This is a genomic window from Actinomyces sp. AC-20-1 (genome assembly GCF_023369555.1).
Taxonomy (GTDB): domain Bacteria; phylum Actinomycetota; class Actinomycetes; order Actinomycetales; family Actinomycetaceae; genus Actinomyces.
Genome location: NZ_JACJVC010000014.1, coordinates 1 through 23553, shown reverse-complemented (window position 1 = coordinate 23553; position 23553 = coordinate 1). Strand labels below are relative to the sequence as shown.

General features: G+C 75.7%; 12 protein-coding genes and 1 pseudogene. 1 reads left to right on the top strand and 12 read right to left on the bottom strand.

Going from position 1 to position 23553, the window contains the following annotated elements; translation table 11 throughout:
* Window positions 1-11: 11 nt before the first annotated feature.
* From H6X67_RS08580 to gmk, 12 genes are all read right to left on the bottom strand, one after another.
* Window positions 12-9506, bottom strand: coding sequence for a type I polyketide synthase (locus H6X67_RS08580; RefSeq protein ID WP_249375405.1), 9495 nt, complete (start codon window positions 9504-9506; stop codon window positions 12-14).
* 95 nt (window positions 9507-9601) lie between these two features.
* A complete protein-coding gene (locus tag H6X67_RS08575) occupies window positions 9602-11257 on the bottom strand; it encodes an acyl-CoA carboxylase subunit beta (RefSeq protein WP_249369292.1) in 1656 nt (551 codons plus the stop codon).
* A 3-nt stretch (window positions 11258-11260) separates the two neighbouring features.
* A complete protein-coding gene (locus H6X67_RS08570) occupies window positions 11261-13150 on the bottom strand; it encodes an ATP-binding protein (protein ID WP_249375275.1) in 1890 nt (629 codons plus the stop codon).
* Between the two features lie 344 nt (window positions 13151-13494).
* Complete coding sequence (gene rpe / locus H6X67_RS08565) at window positions 13495-14163, bottom strand: ribulose-phosphate 3-epimerase (RefSeq protein ID WP_249367514.1); 669 nt, start codon at window positions 14161-14163, stop codon at window positions 13495-13497.
* A gap of 41 nt (window positions 14164-14204) precedes the next feature.
* The gene (locus H6X67_RS08560; RefSeq protein WP_311765836.1) at window positions 14205-15587 is read right to left on the bottom strand and encodes an RsmB/NOP family class I SAM-dependent RNA methyltransferase; all 1383 of its coding nucleotides are present in this window, start codon (window positions 15585-15587) and stop codon (window positions 14205-14207) included.
* Between the two features lie 248 nt (window positions 15588-15835).
* Complete coding sequence (fmt, locus tag H6X67_RS08555; RefSeq protein ID WP_249367516.1) at window positions 15836-16792, bottom strand: methionyl-tRNA formyltransferase; 957 nt, start codon at window positions 16790-16792, stop codon at window positions 15836-15838.
* Window positions 16793-16797: 5 nt separating this feature from the next.
* A complete protein-coding gene (locus H6X67_RS08550) occupies window positions 16798-17499 on the bottom strand; it encodes an HAD family hydrolase (protein WP_249367517.1) in 702 nt (233 codons plus the stop codon).
* A gap of 95 nt (window positions 17500-17594) precedes the next feature.
* Window positions 17595-19664 (bottom strand): primosomal protein N' family DNA-binding protein, encoded by a 2070-nt coding sequence (locus tag H6X67_RS08545; protein ID WP_249367518.1) that lies wholly within the window; start codon window positions 19662-19664, stop codon window positions 17595-17597.
* 56 nt (window positions 19665-19720) lie between these two features.
* On the bottom strand, window positions 19721-20923 hold the full coding sequence (gene metK / locus H6X67_RS08540; protein ID WP_249367519.1) for a methionine adenosyltransferase: 1203 nt from the start codon (window positions 20921-20923) through the stop codon (window positions 19721-19723).
* A gap of 89 nt (window positions 20924-21012) precedes the next feature.
* Complete coding sequence (gene coaBC / locus H6X67_RS08535; protein WP_249367520.1) at window positions 21013-22314, bottom strand: bifunctional phosphopantothenoylcysteine decarboxylase/phosphopantothenate--cysteine ligase CoaBC; 1302 nt, start codon at window positions 22312-22314, stop codon at window positions 21013-21015.
* A 26-nt stretch (window positions 22315-22340) separates the two neighbouring features.
* Window positions 22341-22739, bottom strand: coding sequence for a DNA-directed RNA polymerase subunit omega (gene rpoZ, locus H6X67_RS08530; protein WP_249367521.1), 399 nt, complete (start codon window positions 22737-22739; stop codon window positions 22341-22343).
* A 63-nt stretch (window positions 22740-22802) separates the two neighbouring features.
* The gene (gene gmk / locus H6X67_RS08525; RefSeq protein WP_249367522.1) at window positions 22803-23375 is read right to left on the bottom strand and encodes a guanylate kinase; all 573 of its coding nucleotides are present in this window, start codon (window positions 23373-23375) and stop codon (window positions 22803-22805) included.
* Between gmk and H6X67_RS08520 the strand changes: the two are divergent.
* Window positions 23374-23553, top strand: a pseudogene (locus tag H6X67_RS08520) (hypothetical protein); the annotation flags it as partial. The gene gmk and the pseudogene H6X67_RS08520 overlap by 2 nt on opposite strands.

The window sequence follows — 23553 nt, the reverse complement described above, 5'->3', positions numbered from 1 at the left end:
TCGCATGAGGCTCACAGTCCCGCGTGGTAGACGCCGTCAGCGCCCAGGCGGGCCTCGGGGTCGAGCAGCACGGCGGCCTCGACCTCGTGCGGGTCCCGACCGGGTGACTTCTCCCCCAGACGGCGGTCCTCCACCGGCTCGAAGAGCGAGGCGCGCCCGATCATGCCGGCCCGGCGGCGGCGCGAGCCCTCCGCCAGACGACGGTTCGCGCTGGCGAGCCAGGACTCCACCGCCTCCTGGCCCCCGGCCCGGCGCAGCGCCGCCTCGAAGGCCCCGGGGTGGACCACCGCGATGAGCCCGGAGACGTGCCCGAAGCCCAGGCTCGTGAGCAGGCCGGCGCGCACCACCCCGCCGCGCGTGGGCAGCGAGATCGGCGTGCGCGGCCACACCCAGAAGGCGTCCTCGGCCAGCGGCGCGTCCACGACGTCGAGGCTGGCGTTGCCGGGCGCGACCCCCGTGGCCAGGATCTCGGTGAGGCCCGCGATCTGGAACAGAGCGGCACCGCCCTTGGCGTGGCCGGTCACCGACTTCTGGGAGACCGCCACCAGCGGGTTGCCCTCGCGGCGCCCCAGGGCCCGGGCCAGGCGGGTGTGCAGCTCGGACTCGTTGGGGTCGTTGGCGTTGGTGGACGTGTCGTGCTTGGACACGACGGCGATGTCGTCCGCCTCCACGCCCAGCGCCCCCAGCGCCCTGGCCAGCCTCGAGCGTGTGCCGCCGCGGCCGGCGCCGAGCGCGCCCAGGCCCGGGGCGGGGATCGAGGTGTGGGCGCCGTCGGAGTAGGAGGAGACGAAGCCGAGCACGCCGGCGACCGGCAGGCCCATCCGGGCGGCCACCGAGGCGCGGGCCAGGATGACCGTGCCGCCGCCCTCGGCCTCGACGAAGCCGCCGCGCCGACGGTCGTTGGCCCGCGAGAAGTGGCGGTCGGAGATGCCCTTGGCGCGCATGGCGGCCGCCTCGGCGGTGGCGCTCATGTTGCCGAAGCCGACGACCGACTCGACCGAGATGTCGTCGATGGCGCCGGCGACGACGACCTCCGCCTTGCCCAGGGCGATCTTGTCGAAGCCCTCCTCCACCGAGACCGCGGCGGTGGCGCAGGCCGAGACCGGCTGGACCATCGAGCCGTAGCCGCCGACGTAGGACTGCATGACGTGCGCGGCCACCACGTTGGGCAGGGCCTCCTGGAGGATGTCGCTGGCACGCTCCTCGTCCAGGAGCCGGCCGACGAACATCTTGCGCATCGACTCCATGCCGCCGAAGCCCGTGCCCTGCGTCGAGGCGACGTCGGAGGGGTGCACGGCCCGCAGGAGCTCGGCGGGAGTGAACCCGGCCGCGAGGAAGGCCTCCACCGCGGTCACGAGGTTCCACGAGGCGATGGGGTCCATGCCCTCGACCATCGAGGCGGGGATGCCCCACCTGCGCGGGTCGAATCCCGTGGGCATCTGGCCGCCGACCGTGCGCGAGAGCGCGGCCCGGCGCGGCACGCGCACGAGGGAGCCGGCCAGGCGGGTGACCGTCCACTCCCCCGTGCCGGGGTCCGCGGCGATGAGCGTGTGCTCGGGGTCGGCCTGCGCCACGGATCGGGCGGTGGCCTCGTCGGGCACGCTCAGGGTGATGTCGGTGTCGAGGTAGACGGCGACGTCGATCTCGGCCTCAGGGGCGATGACCCCGTCATCGGTGAACTGGCGGATGCCGCAGCGGGCGACCACCTCGTCACGGTAGCGCTCGTGCACCTCGTCCTCGCCGACGAGCTCGCCGTCGGTGTCGTACCAGCCGGCCACCGGGGAGTCCTGCCAGGTGAGCAGGCCCATGCCCCAGGCGAGCTCGAGCACGCCCGCGGCGGTGAGCTCGACGTCGTCGCCACCGCTCATGCCCAGCTCCGCCTCGCGGCGGGTACGGGCGGTTCCCCAGGTGGAGACCTCGCCGGTGGAGACGATGACGACCATGTCCTCCAGGTCGGTGGTGACCTCGCCCCAGCCGGGGGCGGTGGGCTGCACCGGGGTGAGCGGGGTGGGCAGGGCGGGCACCGAGGCCGGCTCCGCCGCCCCGTCCGTCCCGCTGCCCTGGGCGATGGCGGCCTGCTCGCGCAGGGCCACGAGGTCGACCCCCTCGCCCAGTCCCCCGGTGAGGTCGGCCTCGACCGGTGCCTGGACGGCGGCGGCGCGCACCTCGGGCAGGCACAGGGCCAGGAGCTCGTGGGCGATCTCCTCGGTCGCCCAGGTGCGCACGCCCGCGGCCTCGACAGCGGCCACGAGCGGGTCGTTGCCGCTCATGAGGCCGGTGCCGCGCACCCAGCCGATGCGCGGGTGGGCGAGGGTGACGCGCTGCGCCCAGGCGCGCTCGGAGGACCAGCGGTTGACCACGGCGTCCAGGGCGGACTTGACCTCGCCGTAGGCGCCGTCGCCGCCGAAGGTCCCCCGGTTGGGCGAGCCCGGCAGCACGACGTGAAGGCGGTGGTCCACGTGGGTGTCCGTGCCGATGGCCGCCAGTGCCGCCATCGTGCGCTCCACGCTCCACAGCAGCAGGCGCGTCTGGGACTCGGCCTCGGGGCCGGCGTCGGCCAGCGTGCCGGACACGCGCGGGGCGGCGAAGGGGAACAGGAGGGTCGGGACCAGGGCCTCCTTGACGAGGGTGGAGGTCCCGCCTGAGGTGACGACCTCGTCGCGCCCGACCCACTCGGCCAGGGCGTCGACGTCGCGGTAGGAGGCGAGGTTGGCCGGCACGACCCACAGCCGGGCCCCGGCGGCGGCGTGCTCACGGTAGAGCGAGGTCGCGAAGGACAGGCGCTCGTGGGTCAGGCGCGAGGAGGTGGCGATGACGGTGGCGCCTCCGGCCAGGAGGGCGCCGACCACCGCCGCGGCGATGGACCCGGGGGCCACGCCGGTGACGACGGCGACGTCCTCGGCCCAGCGCACCTGCGCCGAGCCGGGCTCCGGGGCCGTCCGGGCGGCCTCGCCGATGGCCCGGGCCAGGGCTGCGCGCTCGGCGTCGCCCTCGTCCTCGAGCCGCTGCGCCCACCAGGCGGCCTGGTCGGCCACCGCCCGGCCCAGGCCGGTGAAGCGCGCGGGGGCCAGTCGCTCGCGCGCCTGCGACAGGGGCGTCTCACCGTTGCCCAGACGGGCCAGGTCCTCGCGGGCGGTGGCCCAGCGGTCGTCGATGAGGACGGCGCGGCGCGGGTCGAAGGCCGCGGTGACGGAGGCGAGCCAGCCGGGGCCCAGCTCGGCGTCGACGGCGGCGACCAGGGCCTGCGTGGTGGCGGCCTCCGCCTCCTCCTCGGCCAGGGCCTGGGCGCTGGCGCCGGCGGGGGCGGCCAGGCCCAGCGCCTCGAGGAGGGTGCGGGCCGTCCTCGCGAGCACGCCGGTCTCACCGGTGACGGTCTCGCTGAAGGCGTCCAGGGCGGCGGAGTCGACGACGGCCCCACCCGCACTCCCACCGGCGGAGGGCTTGGCGACGGCGACGCCGTGGTCGGCGGCCACCGCCTGGACGGCCTTGTCGATGAGGGCGTCGACCGCGCCGACCGAGCCCAGCGGGGCCGAGGAGCCCAGGGTCGCCAGGTCCTCTCCGCGCACGGAGGCGCCCTCGCGGGTGCCCAGGAACAGGGCGGCGGTGACGTGGGAGACCCAGCCCTCCCCCAGGCCCCAGGTGGCGCTCACGCGCTCGGCCACGCGGGTGGCGCGCACGCCCGAGGGGCCGAGCAGACGGCCCAGGCCGGAGCGGATGGCGTCGGTGAGCACCGGGCCGAAGGGCTTGTACCCGGGGGCCCCCTTGGCGACGATGGCGGCCAGCGAGGGCATGTCCGCGTCGGCGGCGCCGTCGATGGAGGCGAGCTGGAGCTCGGTGCCCAGGTCCATGAGAAGCTGGTTGCGTCGCGAGGAGACGCCGTTGGTCAGGGTCTCGGTCGTGTCGGTGGCGCCGATCTGGCCGGGGGCCAGGCGGGCGGCGTGGGCGAGCAGGACGGTGAGCGCGTCCGTGGCGCCGAAGGGCAGGTCCTCCACCGGGCCGGAGGCGACGGCGGGCTCCACCGGGGCGGCCGGTGAGGTCTCGGCTGCCGGCTCGGGCAGCGCGGCGGGGGCGTCCGCGGGGCCTGCGGCCGGGCCGGCCGGGGCAGCCGGCGCCGTGCCCGCGGCGGGAGCCCCGGGCAGGGCGTCGTCCATGACCTCCTCGACCGCCGGGTCCGTGTCCGTGGCCAGGACCCGTGACTCGTCGCGGCGCGCGTTGTGCACGACGACGCGGCGCCCGGCGTGGGCCGGCAGGAGCAGCGTGCGCGCCGCCATGTTGGCCAGCGTCGGCGAGGCCGCCAGGCCCACCTCGACCAGGTGCTCGATGCCCAGCCCGCCCTGCTGAGGGGAGCGGAGGAGGACGTCCTGGGTCTCGATCCAGCGCACCGGGGAGGCGAACTGCCAGGCCAGGAGCTCGACGAGGAGCAGGCGGGCGAGCTCGCGCGGCCGGGCGGCGCGGGCGGGCCAGTCCGCCAGGGCCTCGCGCACGGGCTCGGAGGGCACGACCGCCAGGACCGACTCGGCGAAGTCCCGGGTGAGGGCGAAGGGGCGGGCGACGAGGTTGGGCACGTAGCGGCCGATGAGACGCTCGTGGTCCAGGTCCTCAGGGATGAGGGCGAGCAGGCGCTCACGGAACTCGGGCACGCCGGGGCGCAGCACCTCGGAGTGGAAGGGCACGTCGATACCGGGCACGTACATGAAGGGGTTCTTCGCCCCCCGCGCCTCGGCCCGGGCGCGCGCGTCGCGGGCCAGGGCCTCCAGGCCCCTCACCGTGCCGGCGACCGCGTACTGCTGGCCGGCGAGGTTGTAGTTGACGATCTGCAGGAACTCGCCCGAGGCCTCGGCCACGCCGGCGACGTAGGACTCGACGTCCTCGGCGCGGACACCGGCCATGACCGGGCGCAGCGCCCCCATGCGGTAGCCCGAGGCGCCGTGCTCGTCGCGCTCGACCAGGCCGTGCATCGTGGAGCCGCGCTGGAAGACGATGGAGATCGTCGTCTCCACCGGCATGACGCGCCCGTAGGCGCTCAGGGCCGTGTACTCGCCCAGGGAGTGGCCGGCGAAGGCGGCGTCCTCGACGAGCGCGCCGGCCTCCTCCAGGCGTGCCACGGTGGCCATCGCGACGGTGGCCAGGGCCACCTGGGTGAACTGGGTGAGGTTGAGCAGGCCCTCGGGGTGGCGGTAGGTGGTGCCCCGGGCCGTCATCTCGGTCGGGTTGTCCCGCACGAGGTTGATGACGGAGAAGCCGAGCTCGGCGCGGGTGTGCGCGTCAGCGCGCTCCCACACCTGGCGGGCCGCCCTCGAGGCGCTCATCTCGTCCAGGCCCATGCCCTGGGCCTGGATGCCCTGCCCAGGGAAGACGTAGGCGGTGGGCTCGGCCACGGTGACGGCGGTGCCGCGTGAGACGACCTCGTCGCCGATGCGGCAGGTGACCTCCAGGGCCATGCCGCCGCCGCGCACGAGGCCCGTGCGCTCGACCGAGACCTCGACGACGTCCTCGAGCTCGACGGTGCCGAGCATGACGTAGGTCCACCCGGCCAGCACGTGGTGCTGGCCGTCGGCGCCGGTGGAGGCGGCGACCTGCTGGGCGGTGGCGGACAGCCACATGCCGTGCACGAGCGGGGCGCTCATGCCCGCGACCCTGGCGGCGTGGTCGCTCGTGTGGATGGGGTTGTAGTCGCCCGAGACACGGGCGAAGGCGGTCATGTCCGTCGGTGCGCTCACGCGCACGCGGCGCAGGAGCCTGCGGGCGGCGGGCTCGACCTCGCGGCCGGTGCCGCCGGCGAGCTCGGGCGAGGAGGGCACGGCCGTGCCGTGGGCGCGCCCGCGGATGGCGAAGCGCTCACGCATGAGGGCGATGACCTCACCGTCCTGCTCACCGCCCGAGGCGTCGGTCAGCTGCAGGCGCACGTCGACCACGCGCCCGGCGCTGGACTCCTCCAGGGCGGCGACCCACCCGTCCACGCGCACCCGCGCCTGCGGGCCCGCCCAGGCGGCCAGCTCCGCCAGCGGGCGGCGCAGGTCCACGGTGTGGTCGAGGTGGACCGCGCCGAGCAGGCCCTCGATGAGCGGCATCCCCTCCTCGACGACGGAGCCGAGGGCGGCGTACACGGTGGGCCAGCACGGGCCCAGGAGGGCGTCGGGCACGAGGCCGGCGGCGCTCAGGCCCGAGGGCAGGGCGTCGGCCGTGACGGCGGCGTGGTCGCTGCCGAGGGTGGCGGCCAGGGTGAAGGAGTCCTGGACGGTGCCGAAGGGCTGGGTGGTGGGGCGCCCCAGCGCGTCGACGGCGCCCTCGACGGGTGCCACGACCCGGGGCAGGGCCTCGATGCGGTCCCCCGCGGCGGAGACGGAGCCGACGCCGGCGGTGGCCCGCAGGAGCTCGTTCATCGTCTCGCTGATGCGCTCGGGGTCCACCAGGGGGGCGGCCCCGTCCCAGGCGGCGGCCAGCCGCAGGGGCACGACGAGGCGGCGCACGGCGTGGACCGCCTCACCGCCGGGCGTGGCGTCCCAGTGGGTGTCGAGGTGGATGTCGAGGTCGTAGGCGTCCTCGGCGACGTCGGGGCGGTGGACGAGATCGTAGGCGCCGTCATCGAGCACACGGGCCGGGTTGGTCGTCAGGTGCCCGTTCCACAGGACGTGGGGGGCGGAGCGGACGAGCTCGCCGGCGTCCTTGACCGGTGCGGCGCTCACGGCCGGGGCGGTGGCGCCCAGGCGGCCGGCGGCGGCCTGCTCGGTGGCGCCGGCCGCCTGGACGGCCTCGACGGCGGCGGACTCGAAGCGGCCCAGCAGGTGGCCGATGGGCTCGTTGACCGTGGTGATGCCGGCGACCGCCGTCGGGCCGGGGATGATGCGCACCTGGTCGGCCGTGTAGCGCGGGTCCTGGGACTGCCACAGGGAGTCCTGGCCCCAGCGGCGCAGGATGTCGGCGTCGAGGACGGGCACGAAGGGGCAGGGCTTGGGGTGCTTGGCGCACAGGTCGACGAACCAGGCGGCGTCCGCGGGCTCGACGAGGGTCGTGGCGGCGGCCGGGTAGTGCTCGGCGACGGCGGCCAGGGCGGCGTCGCAGTCGAGCACGGCGGCGTGGTCCTCGAAGAGCGTGGGGACCCGCCCGTGGTCGGCCGGGCTCAGGCGCGCCTCGACGCGGTGGAGCATGTCGAGGAAGCGGTCGTACCAGCCCTCGTCCATCCAGTCGGTCTCGGTGGCGGCGCGGCCCTCGTGCGGGCTGACGGTGAGCTCGGCGTAGCGGGTGAGCCAGGCGAGGTAGGTCATGGCCTCGACGTCGCCGAAGTAGGGCTTGGCCGTGCGGGCCATGGCGGCGATGAGCTCGTCGCGGTGGGCGGCCACGGCCTGCTCGTCGCCGGCGACGACCTGGATGAGGCGGGCCGCCCGGGCGGAGGAGTTGTCGATCTCGTACAGGTCGGCGCGCAGGTGGGACAGGCCCGAGGTCATGCCTCCGGCCGACGCGCCGGAGGCGACCCAGCCGTCGACGGCGCCCTGGGTCTCCTCGGTGATGCCGGGGGTGTCCACGAGCAGCTGCTTGACGTCCTCGTTGGTCCTGGCCTCCAGGGCCGTCATGGCGGCCGTGCCCACCATGACTCCGTCCACGGGGGCGTCGGCGGTGCCGTAGCGGCGCGCCCAGGCGCCGGTGAGGTAGCGGGCGGCCCTCTCGGGGGTGCCGATGCCACCGCCGACGACGAGCACGATGTTCTCGTGGGCGCGCACGGCGTCGTAGGTGGCCAGGAGCATGGTGTCCAGGTCCTCCCACGAGTGGTGGCCTCCGGCGTGGCCGTCCTCGACCTGCATGATGACCTGGGCGCCGGGGACGGCCTGGGCGATGGCGATGACCTGGCGGATCTGGTCCACCGTGCCGGGCTTGAAGGCGATGTACGGGAAGCCCTCGGCGTGCAGGCGCTCGATGAGCTCGACGGCCTCGTCGAGCTCGGGGACGCCGGCGGAGACGACGATGCCGTCAATGGGGGTGCCGGCCCCGCGGGCCTTGGACAGCAACCGCTGCGTGCCGAGCTGGAGGTTCCACAGGTAGCGGTCCATGAACATGGCGTTGAAGGCGGCGGTGCGCCCGGGCTCCAGCTGGGCCTCGAGGGAGGCGAGGTTGTCGGCCAGGACCTTGGCGGTGACCTGGCCGCCTCCGGCGAGCTCGGCCCAGTAGCCGGCGTTGGCGGCGGCCGCGACGATCTCGGCGTCGACGGTCGTGGGGGTCATGCCCGCCAGGAGGACGGCCGAGCGGCCGGTCAGGCGGGTGAAGGCGGTGGACAGGGTGAGACGGCCGTCGGGCAGGCGGGTCAGGCGCGGGGCGAAGCGGGAGCGGTCCACGCTCGTGGCGGGTGCGGCGCCGGGGCGGTCGAGCTCGTCCAGGGCCCTGGCGGTGCCGGCGGCGACGACGCCCGTGCCGGTGCCGGCGACGACGGCCTCGGTCAGGCGCGCCAGGACGGTGCCGGGGCCGAGGTCGAGCACGAGGCGGGCGTCCGCGGCGGCCAGGGCCCGGGTGACGAGGGCGGGCCAGTCCACGGGGTCGGTGAGGACGGCGACGGCGAGGTCACGAGCCAGGTCCGTGTCGATGCCGCAGCGCCCGGCCCAGGCGACGACGTCGGCGACGGCCTGGCTCAGCAGGGGCGTGTGGAAGGGCACGGAGGTGGCCAGGAACTCGGTGACGGGGGCCAGGACGGCGCCGCCGCGGCGGCGCTCCCTGCGGTCCTCGGCGGAGCGGGCGGCGGCCTGCTCCAGGGCGGTGACGACCCGCTCGAGGTCGGCGGGGCGGCCGGAGAGGATGTGGGCCTGGCGGCCGTTGACGACGCCGACGGTGACCGCGTGATCACCGGCCAGGCCCGGGACCCGGGCGAGGACGGAGTCCAGGACGTCGCGGGTGACGCCGCGCACAGAGAGCATCGGGGTGCTGGTGCCCGTGGTGCCGAGCCCCAGGCGCTGGGTGGTGCGGGCGGCGGCGGCGCCGATGAGGCGGGCCAGGGCGTGGACCTCGACGACCGCCGGGACGGTGCTGCCGAGGCTGCCCGGGCCGGCGTCGGTGGCACGGTCGCCTCTGACGGTGCTCGACAGCGCCTGGAGCAGGGCGACGCCGAGCACGCCCTGGGAGTGGCCGACCACCTGGGCGGGAGCGGCCTCGCCCAGGACGTTGACACCGGCGGCCGGCAGGCAGGACAGGACGGCGTGCTGGGCCATGAGGATGCCGGGGACGGAGACGTCGGCGGTGTCGGCGGCCGCGGTGGCGGGGCTCAGGGGGGTCGCGTCGTTGTCGAGCAGCCGCGCCCCGCGGGGGGTGACGACGAGCAGGTCGGTGGAGACCGGGGCCAGGAGCCGGCAGACGGCCTCGTCCAGGGCGACGAGCCCCGCGGCGAGGTCGCGGTCGGTGCTGGCCAGCTCGCTGAGGGTCGCGCGCCAGGGGGTGGCCTGCCCCCCGAGGGTGAGGACGTAGGCCTCGCCCTGGGCGAGGCGCTCGGCCGTCGTGGTGCGGGTGGTGGTGGGCTGGCTGCTCATGCGGTCCTCAGTCGTGGGGGTCTGGTTGCCGGTGGTGGTCGTGGTGGTCGGGTCGCTCATGGGTGTCCTCGTGTCCTGGTGCTCGCGCGGGGTGGTCACAGGGGACCGTTGTCGTGCTTCTTGCCGGACGTGCGCGCCGCGTCCCGCTTGGCCGCCAGGGCCGCCAGGGAGTCGACGATGACGGTGCGGGTGTCCTCGGGGGCGATGACGGCGTCGATCTCGCCGATGGCGACGGCCTTGTCCGGGTTGATGACGCTGTCCTCGTACTCCCGCACCAGGCGCTCCTGCTCTGCGGCCGCAGCCTGCCCGCCCTGCTCGTCGCACACACGGGCGAGCTCGCGGCGGTGGATGATGCCGATGGCGCCCGCGGCGCCCAGGACGGCGATCTGGGCGCCCGGCCAGGCGAAGTTGAGGTCGGCGCCGATCGCCTTGGAGCCCATGACGATGTAGGCGCCGCCGTAGGCCTTGCGCAGGACCACGGTGACGAGCGGGACGGTGGCGGTGGCGTAGGCGTTGATGACCTTCGCGCCGCGGCGGATGATGCCCGCGTGCTCCTGCTCGGCGCCGGGCCGGTAGCCGGGCACGTCCACGAAGGTGACGACGGGCAGGCCGAAGGCGTCGCAGAAGCGCACGAAGCGGGCCAGCTTCTCGGAGGCGTCGACGTCCAGGGTGCCGGCGTCCACCATCGGCTGGTTGGCGACCACACCCACGGGCCGTCCCTCGAAGCAGGCGAAGCCGACGACGACGTTGGTGGCGAAGTCCTCCTGGACCTGGACGAGCTCGCCGTGGTCCACCAGGGCCGACACGACGTCGACGACGTCGTAGGCCTGGCGGGTGGAGGCGGGCACGAGGGCCCCGACGCCGGCGGCGGCCAGGCAGTCCTGGACCCGGTCGGTGTCGTCGTAGGCGTAGCGGGGGGCGTCCTGGTCGGCGCAGGAGGGCAGGTAGGCCAGCAGGGTGCGTACCTGCGCCAGGGCGTCGGCCTCGTCCTCGGCGACGTAGTGGACGACGCCGGAGACCGAGCCGTGGATGTCGGCCCCGCCCAGGTCCTCGGCGCTGATGCGCTCGCCGGTGACGGCGCGCACGACGTCGGGACCGGTGACGAACATGTGGGAGGCCTCGCGGGTGGCGATGACGAAGTCCGTCAGGGCCGGGCTGTAGACGGCGCCGCCCGCGCAGGGGCCGAGGATGACGCTGATCTGGGGCACGAGCCCGGAGGCGGCGCAGGTGCGGTTGAAGATGCGCCCGTACTGGCGCAGGGCGGCCACACCCTCCTGGATCTTGGCGCCGCCGGAGTCGATGAGGCCGATGACCGGGATCTGCAGGCGCAGGGCGTCGTCGAGCAGGCGCACGATCTTGTCGCCCTCGACCGCGCCGAGCGCGCCGCCGGAGACGGAGAAGTCCTGGGAGTAGACGGCCACCTGGCGGCCGTCGACCTGCCCGAAGCCGGTGACGACGCCGCTGGGGCGGGCCCGCTCCCCCGCCCCGGAGCCGGTGTAGCGGCCGATCTCGAGGAAGGTCGAGGGGTCGAGCAGGGCGTCGATGCGCTCGCGGGCGGTCTGCTTTCCCTTGGCGTGCTGGCGCTCGGCGGCCGTGTCCTCGGCGGCGCGGGCGATGCGCTCGGCGCTGCGGCGGAAGGACTCGGTGGCCGGGGCCCCGGCGATCGTCTGCGCCAGGGGCAGGGCGCCCGCCGCGGTGGACGGGGCCGGGGCGGCGGCGCCGGGGGCGCCCGGGGTGGCGGTGGTGGTCATGTCTCAGTCCTTCTGCACGCCGGCGGCCGGCCCGCCGGTTGGCTCGTCAGACGGCTGCCCGGCCAGGCGCACCAGCTCCTCGCCGGCGCTCACGGTCTGGCCGGCGCTGACGTCGACGGCCTCGACGACGCCGTCGTGGGGGGCGTGCACGTAGTTCTCCATCTTCATGGACTCCAGGACCACGAGGAGGTCGCCCTCGTGGACGCGGGCCCCGGGCTCGACGCAGATGCGGGTGACGATCGCCTGCATCGGGGCGGCGATGACGCCGTCGGGGGCGAGGGCCCCGCCGTCGACGGCGAGGGCGGCGCGGGCGCGTGAGCGCGAGCGCAGCGGCTGGGGGGCCCGGTGGGGCCGGGCCCCGATGTTGTGCCGGGCCCCGGGCCCGCCGAGGATGCCGTCGGGCAGGGTGAGGCTCAGGCGTCGGCCGTTGAGCTCGATGACGTAGCTCGAGCGGGTGCGCGGAGCGTGCCCGGCGCTGGTGTCCGCGGCCGGGACCTCGCCGATGACGGGGACCGCGGCGGCGGCCGGGGCGGTGAGCACGGGCAGGACGGAGCTCTCGATCCAGCGGGTGGTGACCCCCAGAGCGCCCTCGGCGTCGGGGCCGGTGAGCTCGGGGCGGGACAGGACGTGCTCGTGCAGGGCGGTGCAGACGGTGACGCCCTCGACGACGGTCTCGCGCAGGGCGCGGCGGGCCCGGGCGAGGGCCTGCTCACGGGTGGCCCCGGTGACGACGATCTTGGCGAGCATGGGGTCGAAGAGGGGGGTGACGACGTCGCCCTCGACGACGCCGGACTCGATGCGGATGCCGGGTCCGGCGGGCCAGCGCAGGCGGGTGATGGTGCCGGTGGAGGGGGCCATGGCGGCTGCGGGGTCCTCGCAGGTCAGGCGCAGCTCGACCGAGTGGCCGCGGACCTCGGGGACGGGACCGAGGGGTCCTCCGGCGGCGATGCGCAGCTGGGTCTCGACCAGGTCGGTGCCGGTGACCTCCTCGGAGACGCAGTGCTCGACCTGGAGACGGGGGTTGACCTCGAGGAACCACAGGTCGCCCTCGGGGGTGAGCAGGAACTCGCAGGTGGCGACGCCGACGTAGTCGACGGTCTCGAGCAGCCGCCGGGAGGCCTCGACGAGGCGGTCGTGGGTGCCCGGGGGCAGGTAGGGGGCGGGGGCCTCCTCGAGCAGCTTCTGGTTGCGGCGCTGGAGGGTGCAGTCGCGGGTGGAGACGACGGCGAAGGAGCCGTGGGCGTCGCGGGCGCACTGGGTCTCGACGTGGCGGGCGGCGGTGACGAACTTCTCGAGGATGAGGGTGGCGCCGCCGGCCGAGGCGGAGGCGAAGGCCGGGGTGCTGCGGGCCTCGTCGTCGTCGGTCAGGACGGTGATGCCGCGTCCGCCGCCGCCGTCGGTGCGCTTGAGGGCGACGGGGTAACCGTGCTCGGCGGCGAAGGCGATGACGGTGGCGGGCTGCGTGACCGAGCCCGTGATGCCGGGCACGGGGGCGACGCCGGCCCTCTCGGCGGTGGCCCGGGCGCTCATCTTGTCCCCCAGGGCCCGCATGGCGCCGGGGCTGGGGCCGACCCAGGCGATGCCGGCGTCGATGACGGCCTGGGCGAAGGCGTCGTCCTCGGACAGGAAGCCGTAGCCGGGGTGGATGGCCTGGGCCCCGGTCTCGCGGGCCAGGGCGAGGACGGCGCCGGCGTCGGTGTAGCCGCTGCCCTCGGGCAGGGCGTAGGCCTCGTCGGCGAGCTCGGCGGCCGGGGACATGAGGTCCTCGGGGGTGTAGGGCAGGATCGACGTGCCGCCGAGGTCGCGGACGGTCCGGATGACCCGCAGGGCGATCTCGCCGCGGTTGGCGATGAGGACGCGGTCAAGGACCCTGGTGGTCGCTCTCGTGGGCACGGTGCTCCTCTGTGTCTCGGCGCTCTGACGAAGATCGTGGTCCCCCACAAAGAGGGGTCCGGTCGGTCTTCCGGACCGGACGGCCGTGCCAGCGTGGTCGCGCTGACGGGCGTGCCCGTCCGGCGGTGCCGTCACAGCACGTTGCGCACAAGGGTCAGACGTGGCTGCGGCAGCAGCTCCACGTTAGAGGGGGATCCAAGCGAGGGTCACTTGTGGGCATCGCACAAAACGTGTCCCGCATGTTGTTCCCATGACGCCGTTCCGCGGAATCGCGGGGCGGATCGCCACCGCGAGCGGGAGTGAGGAGATCGCGGAGGAGTTTGAGAGGTTATCTACAAGACTGCTCAGTGGCAGTGCCGGGAGGCCAGCTCGCGCAGGTGCTCGACCTCCGCCAGGGCGTCCTCGGCCCCGTAGACCGCCGAGCCCGCCACGAAGACCGTGGCCCCCGCCTCGGCCGCGCGCTCGATCGTCGAGCGGTTGATGCCGCCGTCCACCTGGATGCGCAGCTCGAGGTTCTGCTCGCTGATGAGGCGGCGCGCCGCCGCGACCTTGGTGAGCATGAGGTCGATGAAGGACTGTCCGCCGAAGCCGGGCTCGACGGTCATGAGCAGCAGGAGGTCGATCTCGGCCAGGACCGGCTCGACCGCGCTCAGCGGCGTCGCCGGGCGCAGGGCGAGACCCGCGCCCGCACCCAGACGGTGCAGCTCGCGCGCCAGGACGAAGGGCGCCTTGGTGGCCTCGGCGTGGGCGGTGACGAGCGCGCAGCCCATCTCCGCGTACTGGGGGGCCCAGCGGTCCGCGTCCTCGATCATGAGGTGGGCGTCCACCGGCAGGCTCGTGTGCGCCAGCACCGCCTGGGCGAGGGAGGGGCCTCCGAAGTGGTTGTCGACGAAGTGGTTGTCCATGATGTCGAGGTGGAGGCCGTCCGCGCCCTCGACACGGGCGAGCTCGTCCGCCAGGTGCGCCTGGTCGGCGTTGAGGATCGAGGGGTGGATCGCGACGCGCGAGGTCATCGGGGCTCCTTCACATGCGGGACGGGGCAGGCGCTCATCGGTCAGGAGGTCCGCCGCAGGAGCGCGCAGAACATGGCGTCCGTGCCGTCCAGGTGCGGCCACAGCTGGAGCATCTCGTCGCGGGCCCCGGCCGGCGGCACGGGCGCCACACGGGTGGCGACGTCGCCGGCGTGCAGGAGCCCGACCTCATGACCCTGGCGGGCCAGGCGCCTCATGACGTCCTGGACCACCAGGCGGGTCTCCATCAGGTGCGGCGAGCAGGTGACGTAGGCGACGAGGCCCCCGGTGCGCACCGCCCCCAGGGCGCTGGTGAGCAGCTCGCGCTGCAGGCCGGCCAGCTCGGTGACGTCCGTCGCCTCGCGGCGCCAGCGGGCCTCGGGGCGGCGCCTCAGGGAGCCGAGCCCCGAGCAGGGGGCGTCGACGAGCACCCGGTCGTAGCGGCCCGGCTCGGCCGGGCCATAGTCGCGCCCGTCCTCGCAGCGGACCTCGACCACGCCCTCGGGCACGGCGCGCACGGCGGAGCGCACGAGAGCGGCGCGGTGAGGGCTGACCTCGTTGGTGACGAGTCGGGCGCCGCGCTGGGCGGCGCGGGCGGCCAGCAGCGCCGCCTTGCCGCCGGGGCCCGCGCACAGGTCGAGCCAGTTCTCGTCGCGTCCCTCCAGGGGGGCCTCGGACAGCAGGAGGGCGACGAGCTGGGAGCCCTCGTCCTCCACGCCCGCGCGTGAGCGGCGCACGGCCTCCACGCGGCCGGGGTCTCCCCCGTCCATGACGAGGGCGTAGGGGCTCAGGTCACCAGGACGGGGCTCGGTGCGGGTGGCGGCCTCGACCTGACGGGCCAGCTGCTCGGGGCTGATGAGCCCGGGGCGGGCGCACAGGACGACGGCCGGGTCGGTGTTGTCGGCGGCGAGCAGGGCGGCGAGCTCGTCCTCCTCGCGCCCGTGGGCCCTGAGGGCCTGACGCATGGCCCGGGTCACCCACAGGGGGTGGGACTCGGTGAGCGACAGGGCGGCCAGGGCGTCGGGGGCCTCGGCGGTGACCTCCTCGAGCCAGCTGGCCAGGTCCTTGTCCGCCACGCGCCGCAGCACGGCGTTGACAAGCCCGGCGGCTCCCCGCCCGGCGGCGTGGGCGGCAAGGCTGACGGTGGCGTCCACGGCGCCGTGGGTGGCCACGCGCATGCCGAGCAGCTGGTGGGCGCCCAGGCGCAGGACGTCGAGGACGACGCCGTCGAGCTTGTCCAGGGGCCGGTCCACGCAGCGGGAGATGATGGCGTCGTAGCGGCCCCGCAGGCGCAGGGTGCCGTAGGTCAGCGCCGTGGCGAAGCCGGCGTCGCGGCGGCCCAGACGGGCGTCGTCGAGCAGCGGGGGCAGCACGAGGTTGGCGTAGGCGCCGTCCTCGCGCACCCGCGTGAGGGCCTCGAGGCTCACGAGGCGCGCCGGGTCCGCCTCGTGGCGGCGCGTGCCCCCACCGGTGCGCCCGCCATCGGTGGCACGGGTCCCGGAGCGCTGCCCGGGGCCGTCGGCCCGGTGGTGGGCGGCGCGTGCGGGGTGGCGGCGCCCGGCCTGGTTGCCCTGACCGCGCTCGCGTCCCTGGCCGCGCCGCTGGGCGCCGGCGTGTGAGCGTCCGCCGCCTGGGCCCGCGCCGCGGCCTCCTCGTGCGCCGTTGTGGCCGCCCATCAGCGCACCTGCCCGTCGTCGGCGGCACCCAGCCGGGTGCCGGGCGCGGGGCGTGCGCCGCGGGCCCAGGCCTCGGCCTCCATCCAGCTCTTGCCCGCCGGTGCCACCCGCCCCAGTCTCAGGGCGGTGGTGCCGGTGCCCACGAGGACGTCACGCTTGGTCACGTGCAGCTCGCCGGGGGCCAGGGGCGCGGCGCCGTCGGCGGCGGGCACGAGCGGGCCCAGGCGCAGCGGGAGGCCGAGGTAGGTGGTGCGGGCGCCGGGGGCGGGGGTGACGCCACGGACCTGCCGGTCGATCTCCTCGGCCGGGCGCCTCCAGTCGACCTCGCCGTCGGCCGGTGAGAGCGTGGGGGCGAGGCTAACGCCCTGCTCCGCCTGCGCGGTGGCGACGGCGGTGCCGCGGGCCAGGGCGTCGAGCACGTCGAGGACGAGGGGGGCGCCGTCGGCGGCGAGCCGGTCCAGTAGGTCGCCGGCCGTGTCGCGCGCGCCCACGGGCTCAGTGCGTGCGGCGTAGACGGGCCCGGTGTCGAGGCCGGCCTCGAGGCGGAAGACGCTGGCCCCCGTCACCCGGTCCCCGGCCATGACGGCCCGCTGCACGGGGGCGGCGCCGCGCCAGGCGGGCAGGAGGGAGAAGTGGAGGTTGAGCCAGCCGTGCGCGGGCACGTCGAGCAGGCCGGGGGGCACGAGCCTGCCGTAGGCGACGACGACGGCGACGTCCGCGTCCAGGCCGCGCACCCAGGCCTGCGTGTCCTCGTCCTTGAGGGTGGTGGGGGTGCGCACGTCGAGGCCGGCCCCGCGGGCCAGGGCGGCGACGGGTGAGGGGTGCAGCGCGCGTCCACGGCCCCGGCGGGCGTCGGCCCGGGTGAGGACCCCGACGACGTCGTGCTCCTCGTGGTCCATGAGGGCGCGCAGCACGGGCAGGGCGACCTCGGGGGTGCCGGCGAAGAGAACACGCATGGGTCTCAGTCTACGGCGGTGGGCAGCAGGCCCCGTGCGGCCAGGTCCTCGTGCAGCGCGTCGGCGGTGGTGAAGTGGTGGGTGACCAGGCCGACGGCACCGGCCCCGGCGGTGTTGGCGGCGGAGTCGTCCACGAAGAGGGTGCGCCCGGCGGCCAGCCCGTAGCGGTCGAGCAGGCGGCGGTAGAGGCGGGCGTCGGGCTTGACCAGGCGCTCCTCGCCGGAGACGACGACGCCGTGGAAGCGGGCGAGCTCGGGCACGCGCTCGCGCCCGTGGTGCCACAGGAGGTGGTTGAAGTTCGTCAGGCAGTACAGGGGCGTGCCGGCGTCCAGAAGCGCCCGGACGAGGGGCACGGTGCCGGGGACGGGCTCGGTGAGGGTCTCGTCGAAGTGCTCCCAGTAGGTGCGCATGGCCTCGACCTTGTCGGTGCGCACCGGCTGCTCGGCTCCGACGGCGGCCAGGACCTCCTCGAGGGTGGCGCCCGCGTCCCACAGCCGGTTCCACCGGGTGAACTCGCCGGTGGTGGTCATCTCCTCCCACACGGCCGGCTCGACCCGGCCCTCGACGGCCCGGTGCGCCTCCCAGCGGTGCAGGACGTTGCCCCAGTCGAGGATGACGGCGTCGACGGGCGCGGTGCCGTGACCAGTATCGCGGGCCGGGCTGCTCTCGGCCATCACGTCCCGGGCAGGGTTGCTGGTGTGCTCCACGGCGTCTCCTCACGCTCGGTGCCGCTGGTCCCCCATGCTACCGGCGCGCTGCCCCGGGGTACCGGGCCCCGTCCGCTCAACCGCCTGGCGCGGGCTCACCACAGCACCGTGGGGTCGAGCTCGATGCGCACGGGGTCCTGGCGGTGCACGGAGCGCTCGCGCGACTGCAGGCGCAGCGCCTCGGCCAGCTCGCGGCCCTGGGTGAGCGGGACCCGGACGAGGGCGCGCACGTGCTCGGGGGCCGGCGCCCCTCCCCTGGTGGGCCGGGCCACCGGCTGCGGCGCGTGGACCGGCCCGAGGACGTCCCAGCCCCGGGCCCGTGCCGCCTCGAGGTATGCCTCGACCGCCGGCAGGGGGCCGTCGAGGCGGGCGCAGCGCACGGCGGGCGGCAGCTCGAGCTCGAGCCGCTCGCGCAGCTCCTCGGCGGCGAAGCCGGCGTGGCTCCAGCGCACGAGGGCCTGGGAGACGGCCAGGTCCGGGGAGCCCAGGAGGATGACCCGGGCGTCGTGGCGGGCCAGGACGACGGCGTTGGCCCACCGGCGCAGGGCCTCGCTCGAGGCCCCGAGCTCGGGACGCGAGGACAGCACGGCGCCGTCGAGCAGGAGGACGGCCGTGTAGCCGCCCTCGGCGACGGGCTCCGCACCGGGGGTGGCCACGACGATCCGGGCTCTGGCGTCCACGGTGGTGACGACGCCGTGGTCCGCGCGGGTGCCGGAGACGACGACGGGCACACCCGGGAAGGCGCGCCCGAGCTCGTCACCCGTGCGCACGGAGCCCGAGCCGGCCATGCGCAGGCGCTCACCGCCGCAGTGCGGGCAGGCCCAGCCGGCCCCGGGGCGCCCGCACCAGCGGCAGGCGGCCTCGCCGCGCCGGCTCATCGACAGCGGGCCGGAGCAGGCGCGGCAGCGGGCGACGGCGCGGCACGTGGCGCACACGACGACGGGGGCGTAGCCGGACCGGGCGACCTGGACGAGCACGGGGCCGTGGTCGAGGGCCTCGCGCAGCGCGCGGTGCGCGAGGGAGGGGATGCGGGCACGGCCGCTGGCGCCCTCACGGCCGAGCTCGCTGTCGCCGGGGACCTCGACCCGGGGCACGGTGGCACGGATGAGGGGGCGCGGGGCCTCGAGGTCGCGGGCCCAGCCCTGCAGGACGTAGGACTGGGCCTCGACGCTGCGCGTGCGCGAGGCGACGAGCAGGGCGCAGTGCTCGAGCCCGCTGCGCAGGGCCAGGACGGTGCGGGCGTGGACGTAGGGGGCGCGGGGCTCGTCGAGGCGGTCGTCGCCGTCGTCCCAGATGACGGCCAGGCCGAGGTCCGCCACGGGGGCGAGGGCGACGGCGCGGGTGCCGACGACGACGCGGGCGTGGCCCAGCAGGAGCCGGGTGAAGACGCGGTAGCGGCGGGCCGGCCCGTGCTCGGCGCTGAGGACGAGCACCTCCTCGCCGTCGAGGTCCTCACTGAGCCGCTCGGCGAGCGCCTCGGCCTGGGCCGTGGTGGCGACGGCGACGAGGGCGCCGCGGCCGCCGGACAGGCTGGCCCGCACGGCTTGGGCGAGCAGGCCCTCCCAGCTGTCGAGGACGCCCTCGCGCGCGGGCAGGGCGGTGAGGACGGCCCGGGGGGCGTGGCCGTCGCTGATGGCGTCCAGGAGCTCGGCGCCACCGGTGTAGGCGCCCCAGCCGGTGGGGCCGGCCTGGGGGCGGGAGGGCCGGCGCGGGTGGACTGCGTGCCCGGCGTGCTCTGCTCGCACGGCGCGCTCGGTGGTGGCGTGCCGGGTGGGCACGGCCAGGCGCAGCACGTCGGAGCGGGTGCCGGCGGTGCGGGCGGCGACGGCCTCGACGAGCCTGCGGGTGCGCTCGGGCACGACCGGCAGGTCGGAGACGACGCGGCGCACGGGGGCGAGTCGGCCGGTGTGCGTCGTCGTGCCGGCGCGCTCCCACACCCAGCCGTGGACCTCCTGGCCACCGAAGCGGACGACGACGCGCACGCCCTCGGCGGCGGCGACGTCGAGCTCGGGCGGGACGAGGTAGTCGAAGAGCCGGTCCAGGTGGGGCACGCCGGAGTCCAGCAGCACCCGGGCGACGGGGTTGAGGACGCCGTCACCGGTGACACGGCGGTGGGCCGGGGCGGGGGCCACGAGCAGCGCGTCCTGCTGGCCGAGCCCGCTCATCGTCCCTCCTTCCACTGCCTGCGGTGACGTGTCCCTGCCGTCCGGGTCCTGCGCGATCAGACCGCGGCGCGCAGGTCCGCTGCGCGGCTCGTGTCCTCCCAGGTGAAGCCGGGGCGGCCGAAGTGCCCGTAGGCGCTGGTCGTGCGGTAGATCGGCCGCAGCAGGTCGAGGTCGCGGATGATCGCGGCCGGGCGCAGGTCGAAGACCTCCTGCACGGCGGCCTGGATCCTCGCCACCGGGACCGTCTCGGTGCCGAAGGTCTCGACGTACAGGCCCACGGGGTGCGCGGAGCCGATGGCGTAGGCGACCTGGATCTCGCAGCGCCCGGCCAGGCCGGCGGCGACGACGTTCTTCGCGACCCAGCGCATCGCGTAGGCGCCGGAGCGGTCCACCTTCGAGGGGTCCTTGCCGGAGAAGGCGCCACCGCCGTGGCGGGCCGTGCCCCCGTAGGTGTCGACGATGATCTTGCGGCCGGTCAGGCCCGCGTCCCCGGCCGGGCCGCCGATGATGAACTGGCCCGAGGGGTTGACCAGGACCTTGGCGCCGGAGACGTTGAGGTCGAGGCCCTTGGCCTGCTCGAGAACGAGCACGGGGACGAGGACCTCCTCGGTCAGGGCGTCCGTCAGCCAGGCGCGGCTGCGGTCCTCGTCGTGCTGGGTGGAGATGACGACGTTGGTCAGGCTGACGGGGCGGTCGCCCTCGTAGCCGATGGTGACCTGGGTCTTGCCGTCGGGGCGCAGGCCCTCGATGACGCCCTGCTTGCGCACGGCGGTCAGGCGCTCGGCGAGGCGGTGGGCCAGGTGGATGGGCAGCGGCATGAGCTCGCTGGTCTCCGTGCAGGCGTAGCCGAACATGAGGCCCTGGTCCCCGGCGCCCTGGGCGTCGAGCGGGTCGAGGCCGACGCCCTCCCCACGGACCTCGAGGGCCTTGTCCACGCCGGCGGCGATGTCCGGGGACTGCTGGCCGATGGAGATGGACACGCCGCAGGAGCGGCCGTCGAAGCAGACGTCGGAGGAGTCGTAGCCGATGGCGACGATCTCGTCGCGCACGATCTGGGGGATCTCGACGTAGGCGCTCGTCGTCACCTCTCCGGCGACGTGGACGAGACCCGTGGTCATCATGGTCTCGACGGCGACGTGCGCAGCGGGGTCCTGCTCGAGGATCGCGTCGAGGACGGAGTCGGAGATCCGGTCGCAGATCTTGTCCGGGTGGCCCTCGGTGACGGACTCGGAGGTGAAGAGGCGGAGGGAGGAGTTCACCCGCCCAGACTACCGGCGGGCCAGGACACGGACCGGGCCCCGAGCGGCCTCGTCACTGTGCGTCGGCGCACGTCCGCCGGCCCCGGGCCTCAGGCACCGGCCAGGCGCCCGGCGACCAGCGCGACGAGGGCGCGGGCGACCTCGTCCTTCGAGCCCCGGGCGCGCGCCACCTCGGCGCCAGCCGCGTCGAGCACGACGACGGCGTTGGGCACGTCGCCGAAGCCCAGGCCCTGGCCGACCGCGTTGACGGCCAGCAGGTCGGCGCCCTTGCGCCGCGCCTTGGCGGCGCCGTGGGCGAGGACGTCGCCCTCGGCGTCACCGGTCTCCGCGGCGAAGCCGACGACGAGGGTGCGCCCTCCGTCGGTGCGCGGCGGGCGGCTGACAAGGCCGGCGAGGACGTCGGGGTTCTCCACCAGCTCGATGGGGGCCGGTCCGGCGGCCCCGCCCTCCTCGCCCGGCGCGAGGCCGTGCTTCTTGATCTTGGCACCGTGCACGCTGCGGGGGCGGTAGTCGGCGACGGCGGCCGCCATGACGACGGCGTCGGCGTCCGTGCAGGCCGCCCGCACCGCGTCCTGCAGCTCCAGGGCGGTGCCGACGCCGACGACGCTGACCGTCGGCGGCAGGTCGCGCAGGACGTCGGCGTCGAGGTTTGCGGCCACGAGGGTGACCCGGGCCCCCTGGGCGGCGGCGGCGCGGGCGACGGCGGTGCCCTGGCGCCCGGAGGAGCGGTTGCCGAGGTAGCGCACCGGGTCCAGCGGCTCGCGGGTGCCTCCGGCGGAGACGACGACGTGGCGCCCGGCCAGGCCGGGGCCCTCGGTCTCGCGCGCGTGGCGCCCGGCCAGGACGCGCAGGGCCTCGGCGGCGATGGCCTCGGGCTCGGGCAGGCGCCCGGTGCCGGAGTCCCGGCCGGTCAGGCGCCCGTCGGCGGGGTCGAGGACGCCCAGGCCGCGGCGGCGCAGGGTGGCCACGTTCTCGACGGTCGCCGGGTTGAGCCACATCTGGGTGTGCATGGCCGGGCAGAGCAGCACGGGGGCGGTCGTCGTGAGGATCGTGGCGGTGAGCAGGTCGTCCGCGCGCCCGGCGGCCACCCGGGCGAGCAGGTCCGCGGAGGCGGGGGCGACCAGGACGAGCTCGGCCCACTCCCCCACGGCCACGTGCTCGACCGCCGCCGGGTCGTCGAAGACACCGGTGGACACGGGGCCCCCGGCCACCGCGGCCAGGGCGGGGGCGCCGATGAAGCGCAGGGCCGCCTCGGTGGCGACCACCTTGACCTCGCAGCCGGCCTCGCGCAGGCGCCGTACCACCGTGGGCGCCTTGTAGGCGGCGATGGACCCGGAGACCCCGACGACGACGCGCCGCGTCCCGGTCGGGGACGCGGCGCGCGTGCTCACCTGCTGCTCCACGGGAGGCCCGGGCCTCAGAACTGGATGTCGTCCAGGCTGGTGGCCGGGCCCTCCTCGCCCAGCGACAGCGGGGTGTCGAGGGAGATGTCGGAGAACATGTCCGCCTCGGCGGCCCGGCGGGCCTCCTCGGCCTCGGCGCGGCGGGCGCGGGCGACCTCGCCCGGGATGACCTCGAGCTTGTCCTCGGCGATCTCGCGCAAGGCGATGCCCAGCGGCTTCTCCTCGGTCTCGGCATCGACGAGGGGGCCGAAGAACTCGAGGTGGTTGTCCTCGAGCTGCTGGGTGTAGCTGTTGATCTGGCGGGCGCGCTTGGCGGCCTCCACCACGAGCCCGTACTTGGAGTCGACCTTCTCCAGGAGGTCGTCGATCGGCGGGTTCGTGATGCCCTCGGGCTGGGGGGAGGTACCGAGCATGTGCGTGACCTGCTTTCTGAGCGCGTGACCGGCCCTGACAGGCCGTGCGGTAACCGGGACAGTCTAGCCCGCGAGGCCGAGCAGGCCCTCGAGCTCGTCCGTGGCACGCGCCACGGTGTCGTTGACGACGACGTGGTCGAACTCACCGACTGCCGCCATCTCCGTGCGGGCCGTGAGCAGGCGCCGCTCGCGCTCGGCCTCGTCCTCGGTGCCCCGGCCGACCAGCCGGTTGACGAGCTCGTCCCAGCTGGGCGGGGCCAGGAAGACGAGCAGGGCCTCGGGCAGCGTGCGGCGCACCTGCCGGGCGCCGTCGAGGTCGATCTCGAGCAGGACGGGGCGGTCGGCGTCGAGCTCGGCCTGCACCGGCCCGCGCGGGGTGCCGTAGCGGCAGCACCCGTGCACGAGGGCCCACTCGAGCATCTGGCCCTCGGCGACGAGCCGGTCGAACTGCTCGTCGGTGACGAAGTGGTAGTGGACGCCGTCGGCCTCCCCCGGCCGCGGGCGGCGGGTCGTGGCGGAGACGGAGACGTACAGGTCGGGGTGGCGCCGTCGCAGCTCCGCGACCACCGTGCCCTTGCCGACGGCGGTCGGGCCGGCCAGGACGACGGCGCGGGGGGACGTCGTGGACTCGCTCATGAGCCCATCATCCACCACGCGCCGCCGCCCCAGGAAACCAGCGCAGCCGCCCGCCGCCGGGCTGCGCGAGTTCTCCCTGCGGGTCGTGGACGCGCTGGGGGGCCGGGTGGCCGCCGTCAAACCGCAGTCGGCCTTCTACGAGCGTCACGGCTCCGCCGGCGTGGCGGTCCTGGAGGAG

Coding starts and splice junctions, on each gene's coding strand:
- fmt (WP_249367516.1), bottom strand. CDS start 16,792: ATGCGTGTTCTCTTCGCCGGCACCCCCGAGGTCGCCCTGCCCGTGCTG.
- H6X67_RS08580 (WP_249375405.1), bottom strand. CDS start 9,506: ATGAGCAGCCAGCCCACCACCACCCGCACCACGACGGCCGAGCGCCTC.
- gmk (WP_249367522.1), bottom strand. CDS start 23,375: ATGAGCGAGTCCACGACGTCCCCCCGCGCCGTCGTCCTGGCCGGCCCG.
- H6X67_RS08545 (WP_249367518.1), bottom strand. CDS start 19,664: ATGAGCGGGCTCGGCCAGCAGGACGCGCTGCTCGTGGCCCCCGCCCCG.
- H6X67_RS08575 (WP_249369292.1), bottom strand. CDS start 11,257: ATGACCACCACCGCCACCCCGGGCGCCCCCGGCGCCGCCGCCCCGGCC.
- rpoZ (WP_249367521.1), bottom strand. CDS start 22,739: ATGCTCGGTACCTCCCCCCAGCCCGAGGGCATCACGAACCCGCCGATC.
- rpe (WP_249367514.1), bottom strand. CDS start 14,163: ATGACCTCGCGCGTCGCGATCCACCCCTCGATCCTCAACGCCGACCAG.